Source organism: Burkholderia sp. 22088 (assembly GCF_052045915.1).
Taxonomy (GTDB): domain Bacteria; phylum Pseudomonadota; class Gammaproteobacteria; order Burkholderiales; family Burkholderiaceae; genus Burkholderia; species Burkholderia cepacia.
In genome coordinates, this window is record NZ_JBQEPY010000002.1 from 260,453 (window position 1) to 276,055 (window position 15,603).

Genomic DNA, 15,603 nt, shown 5'->3' on the forward strand with positions numbered 1-15,603 from the left:
ACCATCGGCCGATCGCTTTACCTCAGATAAAGGAGACGGCCCCATGCCCCGCGAACTCAATCAACCGATGGGCGGCAACGAGATGCCGCGCTTCGGCGGCATCGCCACGATGATGCGCCTGCCGCAAGCCGAGACGACCGACGGCCTCGACGTGTGCTTCGTCGGCGTGCCGCTCGACCTCGGCACGTCGAACCGCTCGGGCTCGCGCTTCGGCCCGCGCCAGATCCGCACCGAATCCGTGCTGCTGCGCCCGTACAACATGGCCACCCGCGCCGCACCGTTCGATTCGCTGCAGGTGGCCGACATCGGCGACGTCGCGACCAACCCGTACGACCTGAAGGACTCGGTGCGCCGCATCGAAGAGGCATACGACGAGATCGTCGCGAACGGCTGCCGGCCGATCACGCTCGGCGGCGATCACACGATCGCGTGGCCGATCCTGCGCGCGCTGCACAAGAAGTACGGCAAGGTCGCCGTCGTCCACGTCGACGCGCACGCGGACGTGAACGACACGATGTTCGGCGAGAAGATCGCGCACGGCACGCCGTTCCGCCGCGCGGTGGAGGACGGGCTGCTGCAATGCGACAAGGTCACGCAGATCGGCCTGCGCGGTACCGGCTACCACGCGGACGATTTCGACTGGTGCCGCCAGCAGGGCTTCACCGTCGTGCAGGCGGAGGAATGCTGGAACAAGTCGCTCGCGCCGCTGATGGCGCAGGTGCGCGAACGCGTCGGCGACACGCCGGTGTATCTCAGCTTCGACATCGACGGCCTCGACCCGTCGTTCGCGCCCGGCACCGGCACGCCGGAAATCGGCGGCCTCACCGTGCAGCAGGGCCTGGAAATCATCCGCGGCATGAAGGGCCTGAACATCGTCGGCGCGGATCTCGTCGAAGTCGCGCCGCCGTACGATCCGACCGGCACCACCGCGCTCACCGGCGCGAACCTCGCGTTCGAGATGCTCTGCGTGATGCCGGGCGTCGCCTACCGCTAACCCGACCGACCTCGACAGGATGAACCTCATGTCTACCGCCGAGCTTTCCCCTTCCGCCGCGACGTTCGTGCTGCCCGCCGCGCGCATCGCCGGGCAGTCCGTGCACACGCATTCCGACAAGGCGGGCGCGCCGATCTTCAACGCGTCGACCGGCGACGCGATCGGCTGGCAGGAATTCGCGACGGTCGCGCACGTCGACGCCGCGGTGCGTGCCGCGCGCGACGCATTCGCCGGCTGGCGCGACACGCCGCCGGCCGAACGCGGCCGGATGCTCGCGACGATCGCCGAGCGCGTCGAGGCATCGCGCGACCGCCTGGCGGCGCTGCAGATGCAGGTGAGCGGCAAGCCGCCGTTCGAGGCCGAGGCCGATGTCGGCGACGTCGCCGCCACGTTCGCGTACTACGCGACGCTGTGCGAAGACCCGGCGCTGTTCGCGGCCGAACCGGTCGCGCTGCCGAGCGACGCCGTCACGGCCGAACGCTTTTACGACGCGGTCGGCGTCGCGGCGCTCGTCATGCCATGGAACTTCCCGATGGTCACGACCGCGTGGAAGCTCGCGCCCGCGCTCGCGGCGGGCTGCGCGGTCGTGCTGAAGCCGTCCGAACTCACGTCGCCGACCGAGCACGCGCTGCTTGAGATCGTCGAGCAGGCGGGGCTGCCGGCCGGCGTCGTCAACGTCGTGAACGGCGGCGCCGAGGTCGGCGCGGCGCTGACCGCGCATCCGCTGATCGACAAGATTTCGTTTACCGGCAGCACGGCGGCCGGCCGCAAGGTCATGCAGGCCGCGGCCGTCGACATGAAGCGCGTGACGCTCGAACTCGGCGGCAAGTCGTCGCTGATCGTGCGCGACGACGCCGATCTCGACGTCGCGGTGTCGCTCGCGGTTGCGGGCGCGTTCACGAACGCGGGCCAGATGTGCTCGGCCACCGCGCGCATCCTCGTGCACGACAGCGTGTACCGCAGCTTCATGGCCGCGTTCGAGACGGCCGTGCGTGCGCTCGTCGTCGCGCCGCCCGCCGCGGAACAGGTCGCGATGGGGCCGCTGATCTCGGCCGCGCAGCGCTCGCGCGTCGAAGCGATGCTCCAGCACGGCATCGAGGCGGGCGCACGCGTCGCCTTCAGCGGCCGGGTGACGGATGCCGGCGGTGCGGGCTTCTTCATGGCGCCCGTCGTGATCGCCGAGCCCGCCGCCGACAACCCGCTGTGGACCGACGAAGTGTTCGGCCCCGTCGCGTGCGTGAAATCGTTCCGCACCGACGACGAAGCGATTGCGCTCGCGAACGACACGCGCTACGGGCTCGTCGCGACCGTCGTGACGCGCGATGCCGGTATCGCGAAGCAGTTCCAGCAGCGTGTGCGCGCGGGGCTCGTGTGGATCAACGCACCGCAGCTGATCTATCCGCACGTGTGCTGGGGCGGGTTCGGGCTCAGCGGAATCGGCCGCGAACTCGGCGTCGCGGGGCTGCGCAGCTATCAGGAACTGCGCCACGCGATGCGCGCGATCGACTGACCAGTGCGGCCGTTCAGGCCGTTGGCGGCACCGTGTCTCTGCGCGGTGCCGCTTTTTTTGGGTTCTTCGGGGATTTTCGGGGAGAGCGCCAGGGTGTTCGGCGTGCGCCGGTCATGAGTTTTCACGGCGCGTGAGCAACCCTCAGTGCGACAGCACGGCGGCATGGTCGTGCTCGCGAAGCTGGCCGGGAATCGCGCACTGCGCGAGCCCGCCCGCGTCGATCCACGCACGCGTGCGTTCCGCGGCCTTGTCGATCAGCTGCGCACACTGCGAGTAATCGTATGACGACACGTCGAGCGGACAGAGCGGCGGCACGACGTGGATTTGCGCGCGTGCCCCGTACAACTCCAGATCGCGCACCAGTTGCCGCGCGATCACGAGCGTCAGCGCGTGCGTCGCATGCGCGATCGCGCTGCGCGGCGGTACGCGCAACGCGCACGCGAACCCGGCTGGCAGCACGACGATCCGCTTGACGCCGAGCGCGACCGCGACGGAGATCGGCGTATTGTTCGCGACGCCGCCGTCGACGAGTTCCACGCCGCCGATGCTGACCGACGGAAACACGCCGGGAATCGCCGCACTGGCCTGCACGGCATCCACGACCGGGCCGGCGGACAGCACGACTTCCTGGCCGTTCAGCACGTCGGTCGCGACGATGTGGAGCGGCAACGCGGCCTGCTCGATCCGCCGGTACGGCAGGTTCCTTTCCAGCAGCAGGCGCAGCGCATCGGCCTCGACCAGATGCGGCCGGTTGCGCAGCAGCATCGCGACGAGGCTGCGCATCGAGAACGGCATGATGTCCTGGCGGCGGATCCGGCACCACAGCGCGGCGAGCATCGCGACGCCGTCCGCATCGGGCCGGCCGGCGAAATAGGCGGCGTTGATCGCGCCCGCCGACGCGCCGACGACGCAATCGGGCCGTTCGCCGCTCGCGACCAGCTCGCGGAGCATGCCGACCTCGATCGCGCCGAGACTGCCGCCGCCGGCGAACACGAAGGCGGTCGAGGAAGTGGGATCGGACGTCACGGTGCGCCCTCCTGCGGTTGGCTGCGACGGTGCTTTCTCCATGATGGATCGTGCGGCGCCCCGGATGTCCTGATGAAAACCCTGCCGGCGTGCGAACCCGGCCGGCGATGCGCCGCGTTCCCCGGCATTCCGCGCGAAGCCTTCCATGGCGATGGGTGTGTCATTCGCCGCCGTGTTTCCCGGCCGCATCCATACGGAAATTCACGCGAAGGCGCGCAATTTTTGACTTCGATCAAGCAAATCGCGCATACCGCCGCTCGCAAACGTGTGCCACGCGTGAATCGTGCGCGCTACGTGGAATCACGGGTTCAGTCGCCCCGGCGACCGCCGTTATTGCATCAACACCCGCCGACCGGCATCGCGTTGCGATACATCGGGACGGCCGCCGGAATCGCATTCGACACGCAACGATCCGGCGCCGTCGCGGGCATGGAGCGGGATGGCCGGACGTCCCGCCCGCTTTTCGACAACAGATGCGGCAGCGCGAGTCGCGCAAGAGGTAATCATGTTTGTAGCCATCGGGTGGATCGTCGTGATCGGATCGGTGATCGGCAGTTTTGTCGGCGTGGGCGGCCATTTGCCGGCCTTGCTGCAACCGTTCGAACTGCTGTGCATTTTCGGCGCCGCGCTGGGTGCGTTCGTCGTCAGCAATCCGGTCGCGACGCTGAAGAAGACGATCAAGAGCCTGCCGACCTGTTTCAAGGGCGGCGGCTATACGAAACAGCAGTACGTCGAACTGATCGCGCTGCTGTACGAGCTGCTGCAGAAGGCGCGCAAGGACGGCATGATGGCGCTCGAAGCCGACGTCGACGCACCCGAACAAAGCCCGCTGTTCCAGAAGTATTCGCACGTGCTCGAAGACCATCACCTGCTCGACTTCATCGTCGATTATCTGCGGATGATGTCGGGCGGCAACGTGAACGCGCTGGAGATGCAGGACCTGATGGACGAAGAACTGCATACGCACCATGCGGAGGCGTCCGTCGCGGCCAATGCGATCCAGAAGATGGCGGACGGCCTGCCGGCGTTCGGCATCGTCGCGGCGGTGATGGGTGTCGTGCATACGATGGGCTCGGTCGGCGCGCCGCCCGCCGTGCTCGGCAAGATGATCGCCGGCGCGCTCGTCGGCACGTTCCTCGGCATCCTGCTCGCGTACGGCTTCGTCGGCCCGCTCGCGGATCTGCTCAATGCGAAGGGCCGCGCCGCGGCCAAGCCGTTCCAGTGCGTGAAGGCCGTGCTGCTCGCGTCGATGAGCGGCTACGCGCCGGCGGTGGCGGTGGAATTCGGCCGCAAGGTGCTGTTCACGGCCGATCGCCCGAGCTTCAAGGAGCTCGACGAGGCCGTCCGCGCGACGAAGTCGCCCAGGCCCGCATAACGGAGGCGCCATGGCCGACCATCGCTCCAACCCGTCGAAACAGTCCGCATCGGCACCGCTCGTCGTCGTGCGCCGCAAGAAAGGCGAGGACCACGACGCCCACCACGGCGGCGCCTGGAAAATCGCCTACGCCGATTTCGTCACGGCGATGATGGCGTTCTTCCTGCTGATGTGGCTGCTCGGCTCGGTGTCCAAGTACGACAAGCAGGGGATCGAGGATTACTTCAACACGCCGCTGTCGACGCTCCTGTCCGGCGGGAAAGACGCACAGGCGCCGCGCCCGAGCGTCGTGCAGGGTGGCGGCCGCGACCTGTCGGACCCGGCGCCGGCCATCGACGCGAAAGCGCAACCGGTGCCGGCCAGCTCGCCCGCGGCCGCTGCCGACATCGTCGATACGCAAAAGCTCGAGCGCCTGAAGGCGAAGCTGACCGCGGCGATTGCACAAAGCCCGTCATTGCGCGCGTACCAGGACCGGATCCGGATCGCGATCACTCACGAGGGCTTGCGCATCGAGATCGTCGATTCGCTCAAGCGCCCGATGTTCGCGTCGGGCAGTTCGCAACCCGAAGGGTATGCCACCGCCATCCTCACCCAGATCGGTACGGCACTCGACGATGTCGACAACCGCGTGTCGATTGCGGGCCATACCGATTCGACGCCGTATCGCGACGGCCCCACGGGCTATTCGAACTGGGAGCTCTCCAGCGATCGCGCGAACGCCGCGCGGCGCGCGCTGGTCGCGGGCGGATTGCGGGAAGAAAAGCTGCTCCAGGTGCGCGGGCTCGCGGATGTCCTGCCGCTCGACCGGAACGTCGCGGACGAGCCGACCAATCGCCGCATCAGCATCCTCGTGATGAACAATGCCGCCGAGCAGGCGTTCTTTCGGGACGGCGGCAGGACGACCGTGGACGAATCGGCCGGCACCCGGGCCGCCGTGCTGCCGGCGGCGCTCACGCGGCCGCATTAGGCGCGGGCGTGTTCACGAACGCGGGGCGGATGTGCCCGATGGGGCCGGGGGCCGCGTGCAGCCCTTGTGCGACAGCGTGGTCCTCGGCGTCGCGGTCGCGTTCGGAACGGTCGGGCGCGACTTCGACTGACTCGGGCGGTTGTTGGGGCGGTTGTTGGGGCTGTTGTTGCGGCTGTTGCTCGGGCCGTTGCGAGGGCCGTTACCAGGGCCGCTGACGGCACCATGTCTCGTGCACGGTGCCGTTTTTTCTCGCACTCGATATGTTCCGTAGAATATATCGCAACCAGCACTTCTGGAGATTCGCCATGCCCCGCACGCCGACGGATCGCGCCCCGCAGCGCACCGCACGGGAACAGCCGCTCGCGCACAAGATCAGCGCGCTCAGGCCGCTGTCGAGCGACGCGCGCGCGCAGCAGGTCACGGATGTCGTCGACGCGTTCCGGCGCCTGCGCGGCAGCGTCGTGCGCTTCATCCGGATGTTCTCGGCTGCGCACGCTGAAAACGCGCAGGACGATGCGCTGTCCGCGATGGGCTTTCGTGAACTGCTGTCCACGCTCGAAGACGACGCACGCACCGCCCGCTTCACGCGCCTGCCCGAACTCGAACGGGCGATCGGCCACGCGCGCCGCCTCGAACGCACACGCGACGACGTGTTCTCCGATTCGTTCAGCAACGACCCGGCAGCGATGCGCGACGCGGTCGCCGCGCTGGAGCGCGTCGACGTGCTGTTCGTCGGGCTGTGCGTCGAGTACGTGATGGAGCGGCACGCGCCGGCATCGCGTCCCGTTTCACCATCAACCCCGGCATCGCCCTCCGCCGCCCTGCTGCTCACCGACCGACCGCGCGCACTCTGCTGACCGCACCACGCCGCATTACCCGGTGATTTCCCCCCAAATTTCGTTCGTTATATCCCGTGGTATATTTCGCGAATCTTTCGCGCATCCGTCTCCGGCCCGACCGTGCCGGACAGAGGTCAACATGCACGTTCCGCCCTTTCGCCTTGCCCGCACGGCCGATCTCTCGTCGCCCGTCGGTAATCTGCCCGCGGCAACCGGCACGCGGGTCGACGCATGCTGCGCGCCGTCGCGCGCGCAACTGACCGAGCTGAAGCGCCGCACGCGCCTGTCCGAGCTCGATGCGAACCTGCACTGTTCGATCATCGGCACCTGCCTGACCACGCACGAGCTGCGCAGGCTCGTGCCGAAATACACCGACCTCGACCGCCAGCACGCGACCGACCTCGACATCCATCACGCCGCCGTCGAGCTCGCGATCGACGGCACGGCCGGCGCCAAGGCATTGCACAAGGCGCTCGACGAGCGTTACGCCGGCGCAATCCGCGCATTCGACAGCGCACAGGATGCGGATGACCTCCTTGCGCGCTGGAAGGATGCGCTGAAGAGCGGCGACATCCCGCCCGCCTACTGGGCGCTGATGACGCATCCGCGCACGACGACGGCCGTGCGCCAGGCCGCGTTCGGCGACCTGCACATGCTGTCGCACCTGGTCGGCGCGGCCAATCGCGCCGATATCCGGCGGCTGGTCGCGCTTGAGGAGGAGAATGCGGCGCTGCACGCGAAGATCGACCGGCAGCAGGCGCGCCTGCAAGAAATGAGCGCGCAGCGCGACGCGGCGGTGCAGGAACGGGATGCCCTCGTTGCGCGCCGGAACGCACAGCCGCCGGCGGCTGAAAGCGCATTGCGCGACGAAGTCCACGAACTGCGCGAGGCACTGGCCGCGCGCGATGAGCGACTCGCACTGCACACGAGCCGCCGCGAGGCGGCCGAACAGCGGATCGCCGCGGAACAGGCGAGCGCACGCGCGATGCGCGCGCGGCTCGACGACCTGATGGCGATGGTGAAGACGCTGCGTGCCGAAGCGAGCGCGATCGAACAGGCGGTGCAGGCGTCGGCGGACGATCCCGCCGAACACGCGGCCGATCCGCTATCGATCCTGCGGGGCACGCGTCTGGTCTACGTCGGCGGGCGCCCGGGCTCGAACCGTGCGATCAGGCGGATCGTCGAAGCGGCGGGCGGTGACGTGACGCTGCATGACGGCGGTATCGAGGATCGCAAGGGCCTGCTGGCCGCCGCGCTACCGGGCGCGCACATGGTCGTGTTCCCGGTCGATTGCGTCGACCACGATTCGATGAACCTGCTCAAGCGCATCTGCGAACGCCACCACGTCGCGTACTACCCGCTGCGGACAGCCAGCGTCGCCAGCTTCGTCGAACTGATCGGGCGGCTCGATGCACAGGCGCGCGACGTCATGGCGCCGGATGCCGCCGCCGGCGGCACGCCGCGCTTCTGCCTGCGGCACGGCTAGACCTGATTCGCTTCGACGCGCTCCTTCTGCCCTTCAGCGGGTCGGTGCAAGCGCGTCGTCGGCGTCAACAGGCCCCGCGCTTCAGCGCCGCACCATTTTCGTGAGCGCGGCGATTTCGTCGGCACACGCCGCGTAGGCGCGCGCCTCGATCCCGCGATAGAGGCGGATGATCTCCTCGCCGACCGGCGTGAGCACGCTGCCGCCGCCGCTCTGCCCGCCATGCTCGGACACCGTCGCCGGCGATTTCAGCGAGCGGTTCAGCTCGTCCATCAGCAGCCACGCACGCCGGTACGACATCTTCAGGCTGCGCGCCGCCGCCGAAATCGAACCGTGTTCGTGCACGGCTTCGAGCAGCGCGACCTTGCCCGGGCCGAGCGCGATCGTGTCGGCCTGCTGGATACGCATCCTGAATCGCACTTCAGGCTTGGGGTGTGCCGGTGTCTTCATGTTGTGCTGCCCTTTGAACGATGCGGGCAAGCATACACGATGGCCGATGCGACGCATGCCGGCCGCCCGCGCGCCGGTTCAGACCTCGAGCACGCGGGCGACGATGCCGGCCAGCCGCTTCACGTGGCGCGGCGCAGGCAGGAGGTCGGCGCCCGAGAACAGCAGCGGCGCGCCGTCGTCGATCGACAGCGACGCGTCGCCGCATTCGAACGCGACGATCACATGTTCGCCGACCGGTGTGTTGAACAGTTCATGCCAGGAAAACGTGACCGCGTAGCCGTCGTGCGCATGCGCGATGAACACCATGCGCTTGAAGTCGCCCGGCGTGTCGTTGCGCAGCCCGGCCGCGTCGAGCAGGTCCTTCAGCCGTGCGCCGCGATACGGCGCGACCGAGCGGATGAAGCGATTCGTCGTGAAGCAGCGCAGGTCGAACGGCTCGGCCGTCGCACTCGCGTGCCGGCGCAGATCGTCGAGCGTCACCGTCATCGGCCGCACGAATGCGCCCGTCAGCACGATCGAGCCTGCCGCCGCCGGCTGCACGTGTTGCGCCTGTTGCACCTGCTGCGCCGAAAGCGCCGCCGTCCCTGCCCTCTCCATCGCCCGCCTCCATGACGGCCTGCCGGTGGGCAGGCCTGCGTCGTATCGGCGGATATATTACGCCGGGAAAAAACCGGCCGGCGGAATACGCGCCGCATGGGCGGCATAACGCCGGCCGATCGTGCCCGGCGCTACGACAGCACGATGTTCTTGATGACCTTCTTCAGGCTCTTGAAGCTGTCGACCGATTCCGCCTTCGCGTCCGTCACCAGTGCGCCGATCCGCGCCGGCTCGCAGAAGCTGATCCGGCTGTTCGTGCCGAGCTTGCTGAAATCGGCCAGGATCGCGACGTCCGCCGCGTTGCTCACCATCGCGCGCGCCACTTCGGTTTCCATCCGGTCGTAGTTGGTCGCGCCACGGACGGCATCGACCCCGACCGGCGACAGCAGCGCGAGGTCGGCGCGATAGCGGAAGATCTCGGCGACCGTGCCGTCGCCGACGGTCGCGGCCGCGCGGGTGCCGATCATCCCGCCGAGCAGGATCGTCTCGTTCCTTGCCTGCCCCGGGTCGCTCGACCGCATCTTCAGCGCGACGTCGATCGAGTTCGTGACGATCGTGAGGCCCGACAGCTTCGCCAGTTCCTCGGCCAGCAGTGTCGTGGTCGTGCCCGCGTCGATGAACAGCGTCTGCGAGCCCGTGACCAGCCTGGCCGCCGCGCGGGCGATCGCCAGCTTCGCCTTCACGTGGGTCTGCGCGCGTTCGGCGATCGGCGCTTCGTCGCCCACCTGCACCGCGCCGCCGTGCACGCGCTTCAGCTCACCGAGCGCTTCGAGATCGACGAGATCGCGACGCACGGTTTCCCGCGACACGTTCAGGTCGGCCATGATCCGGTCGGTCGAAACCCGCTGCATCTTCGATAACAGAAGCCGGATCCTCTGGTATCGCTCTTCTTGCCACATGGAATGTCCTCGGAATGAACGTCAATGTTATTCGAACGGCGAACTACGCAGCGCTCTCCTCCAGTTTTTTGATGCCGACGAGGGTCTGCAGGGATTGACGCACCGCCTGGCACTCGCTGCTCGTCATCTTTGAAAACACCACGTGGATGCGGTCGTCGTCCGGCGCGGCGTCGTCCTGCTCGATGATGAACCGGACGATGCGCGCCTGGTCGATGCCGGGCATCGCCTGCAGCGACGTCAGCTTCACGGCGCCGCGGCTCGCGAGGATACGCACGCCCCAGCGCTGCCGCGTCGCGAACAAGCGTTTCTCGATCGGCTTCAGGCCGGCCAGGATCGCGAGCACGATCGCCGTCGCGGCAATCGCGGCCACATACATGCCGCCGCCCACGGCCAGCCCGACCGCCGCCACGACCCACAGGCTCGCCGCGGTCGTCAGGCCGCGGATGATCTCGCCGCGCAGCATGATCGAACCGGCGCCGAGGAAGCCGATGCCCGACACCACCTGCGCGGCGACGCGCGACGGGTCCAGCGACACGTTTTTCGCGTTCTGGACATCCGCGAAGCCGAACGCCGACACGACCATCACGAGCGCGGCGCCCACCGCCACCAGCATGTGGGTGCGCAATCCGGCCGCCCACGACAGGCGCTCGCGCTCGATGCCGACGAGGCTGCCGAGCAATGCCGCCAGCAACAGGCGGGACACGATTTCCAGCTGACTGATCATTCGAGATCTCCTTGCTTTGCCTGGTCCATCCGATGAAGCGCGGCCCGCATGGGGCCGCCGTCCGGTTCTTCCTGCCTGCCCCGCCCGTTGCCACACCCGGCACCCGGCGAGTTGTATTTTTGTGCGTTCTTGCGATTTTGTGCGTTCTAATATACGGTACGAAAAACTGCAAAGCCAGACCCAAGTTCGTTTGTTTCATCCGATCGGTACGATCAATCGTCAGACCATTCAGGCAACACGATCCGGAACACTTGCTTAGGAGACCAACATGATGAAGAAGGCATGGATGCTGGCCGCAACCCTGCTGGCGGCGCTGGCGACGGCCCCCGCTCACGCATCGGAAGGCGACGTCTGTAAAAAGGTGACGCTCGGCGACGTCGGCTGGAGCGACATCGCGGCCACCACAGGCGTCGCGATGATGCTGCTCGACGGACTCGGCTACGAGGCGACCAAGACGATCGCGTCGCCGCCGATCGTGCTGGCCGGCGTGAAGAAGGCGCAGATCGACGCGTTCCTCGGCTACTGGGATCCGAGCATGACGCCGACGGTGAAGCCGTTCGTGGACGCCGGCTCCGTCCACCAGTTGCCGGAGCCCAACCTGGTCGGCGCGCGCTATACGCTGGCCGTGCCGCAATACGCATCCGACAAGGGGCTCAAGCGCTTCGCCGATATCGCCAGGTTCCGCGACCAGCTGGACGGCAAGATCTACGGGATCGGCGCCGGCAACAACGGCAACGCGCTGATCCAGCGAATGATCGACAGGAACGAGTTCGGGCTCGGCGGCTTCAAGCTGGTCGAATCGAGCGAGGCCGGCATGCTCGTGCAGGTAACGCGCGCCGTGCAGGAGCACCGGATGATCGTGTTCCTCGGCTGGGAGCCGCATCCGATGAACATCGACTACCGGATCACCTATCTCGACGGCGGCGACACCGTGTTCGGCCCGAACTACGGCTCGGCGAAGGTCTACACGCTCGTCACGCCCGGCTATCTCGAACGCTGCCCGAACGTCGGCCGGCTGCTGACCAACCTGAAGTTCACGACCGACGAAGAAAACCAGCTGATGGTGCCGATCATGAATCACGCGGACCCGGTCGCGGTGGCCAGGGAATGGGCGAAGAAGCATCCGGGCGTGCTGTCGAAGTGGCTCGACGGCGTGACGACCATCGACGGAAAGAATGCGAAGGATGCGATCGAGAAGCTGATCGGCGCATGAGCCCGCAAGACAAGGAACCCGGCATGTACAAGAATCTCGCGCTGTTCGATCTCGACCACACGCTGCTGCCGCTCGACAGCGACCAGGCCTGGGCCCGCTTCATCTCGCGGGTCGGCTGGCGCGAGGACGACGCGCACGCCGCGCTGATCGACGAGCACTACGGTCATTACGCGGCCGGCACGCTCGACATGAACGCGTATCTCGCCGTGACGCTCGCGCCGCTCACCCGCTATCCGCGCAAGGTGCTCGAGCGCTGGCACGCGCGGTTCATGGACGAAGTGATCCGTCCGGCGATCACGCCGCAGGCGCGCGAGCTGGTCGGGCGGCATCGCGAAAACGGCGATCTCTGCTGCATCGTGACGGCGACCAACGTCTTCGTCACGCGGCCGATCGCGGCCGAATTCGGCATCGAGCACCTGCTCGGCATCGAACTCGACACCGACGACGGCACGCCGGACGGCGCGTTTACCGGGCGCAGCACCGGCGTGCCGAGCTTCCGCGAAGGAAAGATCGTGCGCACGACCGCGTGGCTGGAATCGCTCGGCTACGCGCCGACGGATTTCGAGCGCACCTACTTCTACAGCGACTCGATCAACGACGTGCCGCTGCTGGATTACGTCACGCATCCGGTCGCCACCAATCCCGATTCGAGGCTTTTGCAGGTGGCAGGCACGCGCGGGTGGCCTGTCATGAAGTTGTTCTGATTCGGGCGATATTCTCTGCTGTCCATTTTCATGTCGGGAGGGGTAATGAAATACGGAACACGCAGCAACGGCCTCTATCATTCAGGAATCCGATTCGAGTCTAGTCGAAAGCATGTCGTCAGGTCGCGCCGTTCGGAAAGCCGCTTTCCGCACTGGCGCGGCGTTTTCATGATCGCGCTGCTGTGCACGCTGGTCGCTTGCGGCGATGGCGACTCGGGCACCGCGGCCAACGTGGCGGCCGCGCGCGCGGCCGCACCGGGTTCGGCATCCACGCCCGTCCTGCACTGCGCGAACGCGTGCCACTGACCGACGCTGGCCCCGGGGCCAGCCATCCACGACAGAGAGCGATCATGCAAAACAAACCCACGACACGACGTCAGTTCCTCGCCGACGCGTTGAAGCTCGCCGGCGCGACCGCGATCACGGGCATGCTGCCCGAAAGCATCGCGCGCGCCCAGGCCATTCCGGCGGCCACCGTCACCGGCACGATCCAGGACGTGAAGCACGTCGTGATCCTGATGCAGGAAAACCGTTCGTTCGACCACTACCTCGGCACGCTGGGCGGTGCGCGCGGCTTCGGCGATCCTCGGCCGGTCGTGATTTCGAGCGGGTATCCGGTGTGGCGCCAGCCCTGGCTGACGTCCTACGTGTTTCCGTTCAACCCGTCCCCGCCCTCCGGCACGGCGAACGGCGACACCTACTACGGCGACCTGGACCACAGCTGGAGCGGCACGCACAGTGCCTGGAACAACGGCCGCTACGACAACTGGGCCGACGCGAAAACCAGCGGCACGATGTACTACTTCACGCAGAAGGACATCCCGTTCTACTACGCGCTGGCGAGCGCGTTCACGGTGTGCGACGCGTACCACTGCTCGATGCTCGGCCCGACGGACCCGAACCGCCTGTATCTGTGGACCGGGTGCTGCGGCAACGTCGCCGGTTACTCGCCGTACACGACGAACACGATGACGGGCACCGGCTGGACCACGATGCCGGAGCGCCTGAACACGGCCGGCGTCACATGGAAGTTCTACCAGGACAAGGGCAACGGCCTGGATGCCGCACATGGCTACGGCGAATACAACGGCTCAAAAAGCGATCTCTGGTGGAACGGCAATTACGGCGACAACGTCATCCTGAACTTCAGGCAATACCAGAACCTCGGTGCAGGCGATCCGCTCGCGCCGGCGCTCAACGGCACGCAGATCGACCCGTCGGGCGGCGGCAAGGAATACGACACGAACCTCTTCAGCCAGCTGCGGGCCGACGTCGCCAACGGCACGCTGCCGCAGGTATCGTGGATCGCTGCGCCCTATGCATACTGCGAGCACCCGTCGTGGGCCGCGAGCGGCGGCGAATGGTACGTCAGCAGCGTCCTCGATGCGCTGACGTCGAATCCGGCGGTATGGGCCAGCACGGTGCTGCTCGTCATGTACGACGAGAACGACGGGCTGTTCGATCACATGCCGCCGGCCGTCCCGGCCAGTTCCGCTGCCGGCACCGGCCGCTCCACGGTCTCGACGGCCGCCGAATTCGTCTCCGGCAGCGGCGCCGCATCGGACGGCTCGGCGAGCGGCGACGTGCCGATCGGGCTCGGCCCGCGCGTGCCGATGTTCGTGATCTCGCCATGGTCGAAGGGCGGCAAGGTCAATTCGCAGGTCTTCGATCACACATCGGTGATCCGCTTTCTGGAAGCGCGCTTCGGGCTACAGGAAACCAACATCACGCCATGGCGACGCACGGTCTGCGGCGACCTGACGTCGGCCTTCGATTTCTCGAACGCCGACCGGACGGTTCCCGCGATCCAGCCGCCGGCAAGCAACATGAACCCGAACGGCCCGGCCGTCCCGATCCCCTACCCGACCACCACCGCGGTGCCGGCGCAGACGGCCGGCCGCAGCACCGCCTGCCGCCTGCCCTACGAGTTTTTCGTGCAAGGCAAGGTCAATCGCGCCGGCAACACGCTGTCGCTGACGATGACCAACACCGGCACCGCCGGCGTCCACCTGCAGGCGTGGGTCGACGGCACGAGCACGATCCCCCGGCACTACACGATCGCGGCCGGCGCGGGCCAGTGCGCGAACCTGTCGGATTCGCTCGCGCTGAATGCCGGCGGCAGCTACGACTATTCCGTCTACGGACCGAACGGCTTCCTGCAGACGTTCCGCGGCAGCATCGGTTCGTCCGGCAACGCGGGATCGACCGCCGAAGTCAGCCTGTGCTACGACGTGGCCAACGGCAACGTGCAGATCACGCTCGACAACTCCGCCGGCTCGGCCGCGACGACGTTCCAGCTCACCGACAACGCGTACGGCATGAACACGCGGCAGTCGGTCACCGTCGCCGCCGGCGCGACGCAAGCCGTCACGTGGTACGGCGACGGCGGCTGGTACGACGCCAGCATCCGCGACGCGAGCGATCCGAACTTCCTGCGCCGGGTAGCCGGCTGCGTGCAGGCGCAATCCGGCACCCTGCTCACGGATTCGGCGATCGGCAATACCGGCAAGAAGTTCGTCGCGTCGCTCGCGTCGCAGGGCTCGACGTTCGGGACGCTGCGGTTCGACTACGTCGCGCCGCCGTGGAGCCACAGCCCGAAGAACTGGGTGGGCATCTTCGCGCATGGCGCGCAGCCGACCAAGGGCAGCTACAAGTCGTGGGCGTACCTGCCGAAGAGCACCGGCTCGCTGTTGTTCTCGTCCACGGCCAACAGCACGCTGGCGTCGGGGCAGTATGACGCGTGGTATCTGTTCGACGACGGCTACACGCCGCTCGCGGGGCCCGTCACGATCAACATCTGACGGTGGCTTGACCGTGCCGTG

The 15,603-nt window shown here is 67.4% G+C and carries 15 protein-coding genes; 10 read left to right on the plus strand and 5 right to left on the minus strand.

The window, feature by feature from the left end; all coding sequences use genetic code 11:
• Positions 1–43 precede the first annotated feature (43 nt).
• On the plus strand, positions 44–994 hold the full coding sequence (speB, locus tag ACTJLD_RS04285; protein ID WP_048024584.1) for an agmatinase: 951 nt from the start codon (positions 44–46) through the stop codon (positions 992–994).
• Positions 995–1,022: 28 nt separating this feature from the next.
• On the plus strand, positions 1,023–2,504 hold the full coding sequence (locus ACTJLD_RS04290; protein WP_440658099.1) for an aldehyde dehydrogenase family protein: 1,482 nt from the start codon (positions 1,023–1,025) through the stop codon (positions 2,502–2,504).
• A gap of 141 nt (positions 2,505–2,645) precedes the next feature.
• Here the strand turns inward: ACTJLD_RS04290 and ACTJLD_RS04295 are convergent, their stop codons facing one another.
• Positions 2,646–3,530 carry a patatin-like phospholipase family protein gene (locus ACTJLD_RS04295; RefSeq protein WP_060318803.1) on the minus strand — a complete coding sequence of 295 codons (885 nt, stop codon included), beginning with the start codon at positions 3,528–3,530 and terminating at the stop codon, positions 2,646–2,648.
• A gap of 505 nt (positions 3,531–4,035) precedes the next feature.
• On the opposite strand from ACTJLD_RS04295, the gene motA reads away from it, so the two are divergent.
• The 4 genes from motA to ACTJLD_RS04315 all read left to right on the plus strand — a co-directional run bounded on the left by motA (position 4,036) and on the right by ACTJLD_RS04315 (position 8,197).
• Positions 4,036–4,905 (plus strand): flagellar motor stator protein MotA, encoded by an 870-nt coding sequence (gene motA, locus ACTJLD_RS04300; RefSeq protein WP_048024585.1) that lies wholly within the window; start codon positions 4,036–4,038, stop codon positions 4,903–4,905.
• A 10-nt stretch (positions 4,906–4,915) separates the two neighbouring features.
• Complete coding sequence (gene motB, locus ACTJLD_RS04305) at positions 4,916–5,872, plus strand: flagellar motor protein MotB (protein ID WP_440658102.1); 957 nt, start codon at positions 4,916–4,918, stop codon at positions 5,870–5,872.
• A gap of 305 nt (positions 5,873–6,177) precedes the next feature.
• Entirely contained in the window at positions 6,178–6,729 is a 552-nt protein-coding gene (locus ACTJLD_RS04310; RefSeq protein WP_226191182.1) for a hypothetical protein, read from the plus strand.
• Between the two features lie 121 nt (positions 6,730–6,850).
• Positions 6,851–8,197 (plus strand): DUF2325 domain-containing protein, encoded by a 1,347-nt coding sequence (locus ACTJLD_RS04315; RefSeq protein ID WP_440658269.1) that lies wholly within the window; start codon positions 6,851–6,853, stop codon positions 8,195–8,197.
• Between the two features lie 81 nt (positions 8,198–8,278).
• On the opposite strand, the gene ACTJLD_RS04320 is transcribed toward ACTJLD_RS04315, so the two are convergent.
• The 4 genes from ACTJLD_RS04320 to ACTJLD_RS04335 all read right to left on the minus strand — a co-directional run bounded on the left by ACTJLD_RS04320 (position 8,279) and on the right by ACTJLD_RS04335 (position 10,864).
• Entirely contained in the window at positions 8,279–8,602 is a 324-nt protein-coding gene (locus ACTJLD_RS04320) for a winged helix-turn-helix domain-containing protein (RefSeq protein ID WP_021159959.1), read from the minus strand.
• Positions 8,603–8,722: 120 nt separating this feature from the next.
• Positions 8,723–9,241 (minus strand): molybdopterin-dependent oxidoreductase, encoded by a 519-nt coding sequence (locus ACTJLD_RS04325; RefSeq protein ID WP_440658104.1) that lies wholly within the window; start codon positions 9,239–9,241, stop codon positions 8,723–8,725.
• A gap of 131 nt (positions 9,242–9,372) precedes the next feature.
• Positions 9,373–10,140, minus strand: coding sequence for a DeoR/GlpR family DNA-binding transcription regulator (locus tag ACTJLD_RS04330; protein WP_027789869.1), 768 nt, complete (start codon positions 10,138–10,140; stop codon positions 9,373–9,375).
• A 43-nt stretch (positions 10,141–10,183) separates the two neighbouring features.
• On the minus strand, positions 10,184–10,864 hold the full coding sequence (locus ACTJLD_RS04335) for an MgtC/SapB family protein (protein ID WP_027789870.1): 681 nt from the start codon (positions 10,862–10,864) through the stop codon (positions 10,184–10,186).
• Between the two features lie 268 nt (positions 10,865–11,132).
• Here ACTJLD_RS04335 and ACTJLD_RS04340 point away from each other — a divergent pair, with 268 nt between their 5' ends.
• From ACTJLD_RS04340 to ACTJLD_RS04355, 4 genes are read left to right on the plus strand one after another with little or no spacing between them, the layout of a single operon-like run.
• Positions 11,133–12,077 carry a choline ABC transporter substrate-binding protein gene (locus tag ACTJLD_RS04340; RefSeq protein WP_440658106.1) on the plus strand — a complete coding sequence of 315 codons (945 nt, stop codon included), beginning with the start codon at positions 11,133–11,135 and terminating at the stop codon, positions 12,075–12,077.
• 23 nt (positions 12,078–12,100) lie between these two features.
• Positions 12,101–12,781: an HAD family hydrolase gene (locus ACTJLD_RS04345; RefSeq protein WP_060350272.1), complete on the plus strand. Its 681-nt coding sequence runs from the start codon at positions 12,101–12,103 to the stop codon at positions 12,779–12,781.
• Positions 12,782–12,826: 45 nt separating this feature from the next.
• On the plus strand, positions 12,827–13,087 hold the full coding sequence (locus tag ACTJLD_RS04350; protein ID WP_440658108.1) for a hypothetical protein: 261 nt from the start codon (positions 12,827–12,829) through the stop codon (positions 13,085–13,087).
• Between the two features lie 44 nt (positions 13,088–13,131).
• Positions 13,132–15,582 (plus strand): phosphocholine-specific phospholipase C, encoded by a 2,451-nt coding sequence (locus ACTJLD_RS04355; protein ID WP_440658110.1) that lies wholly within the window; start codon positions 13,132–13,134, stop codon positions 15,580–15,582.
• Positions 15,583–15,603: the final 21 nt, after the last annotated feature.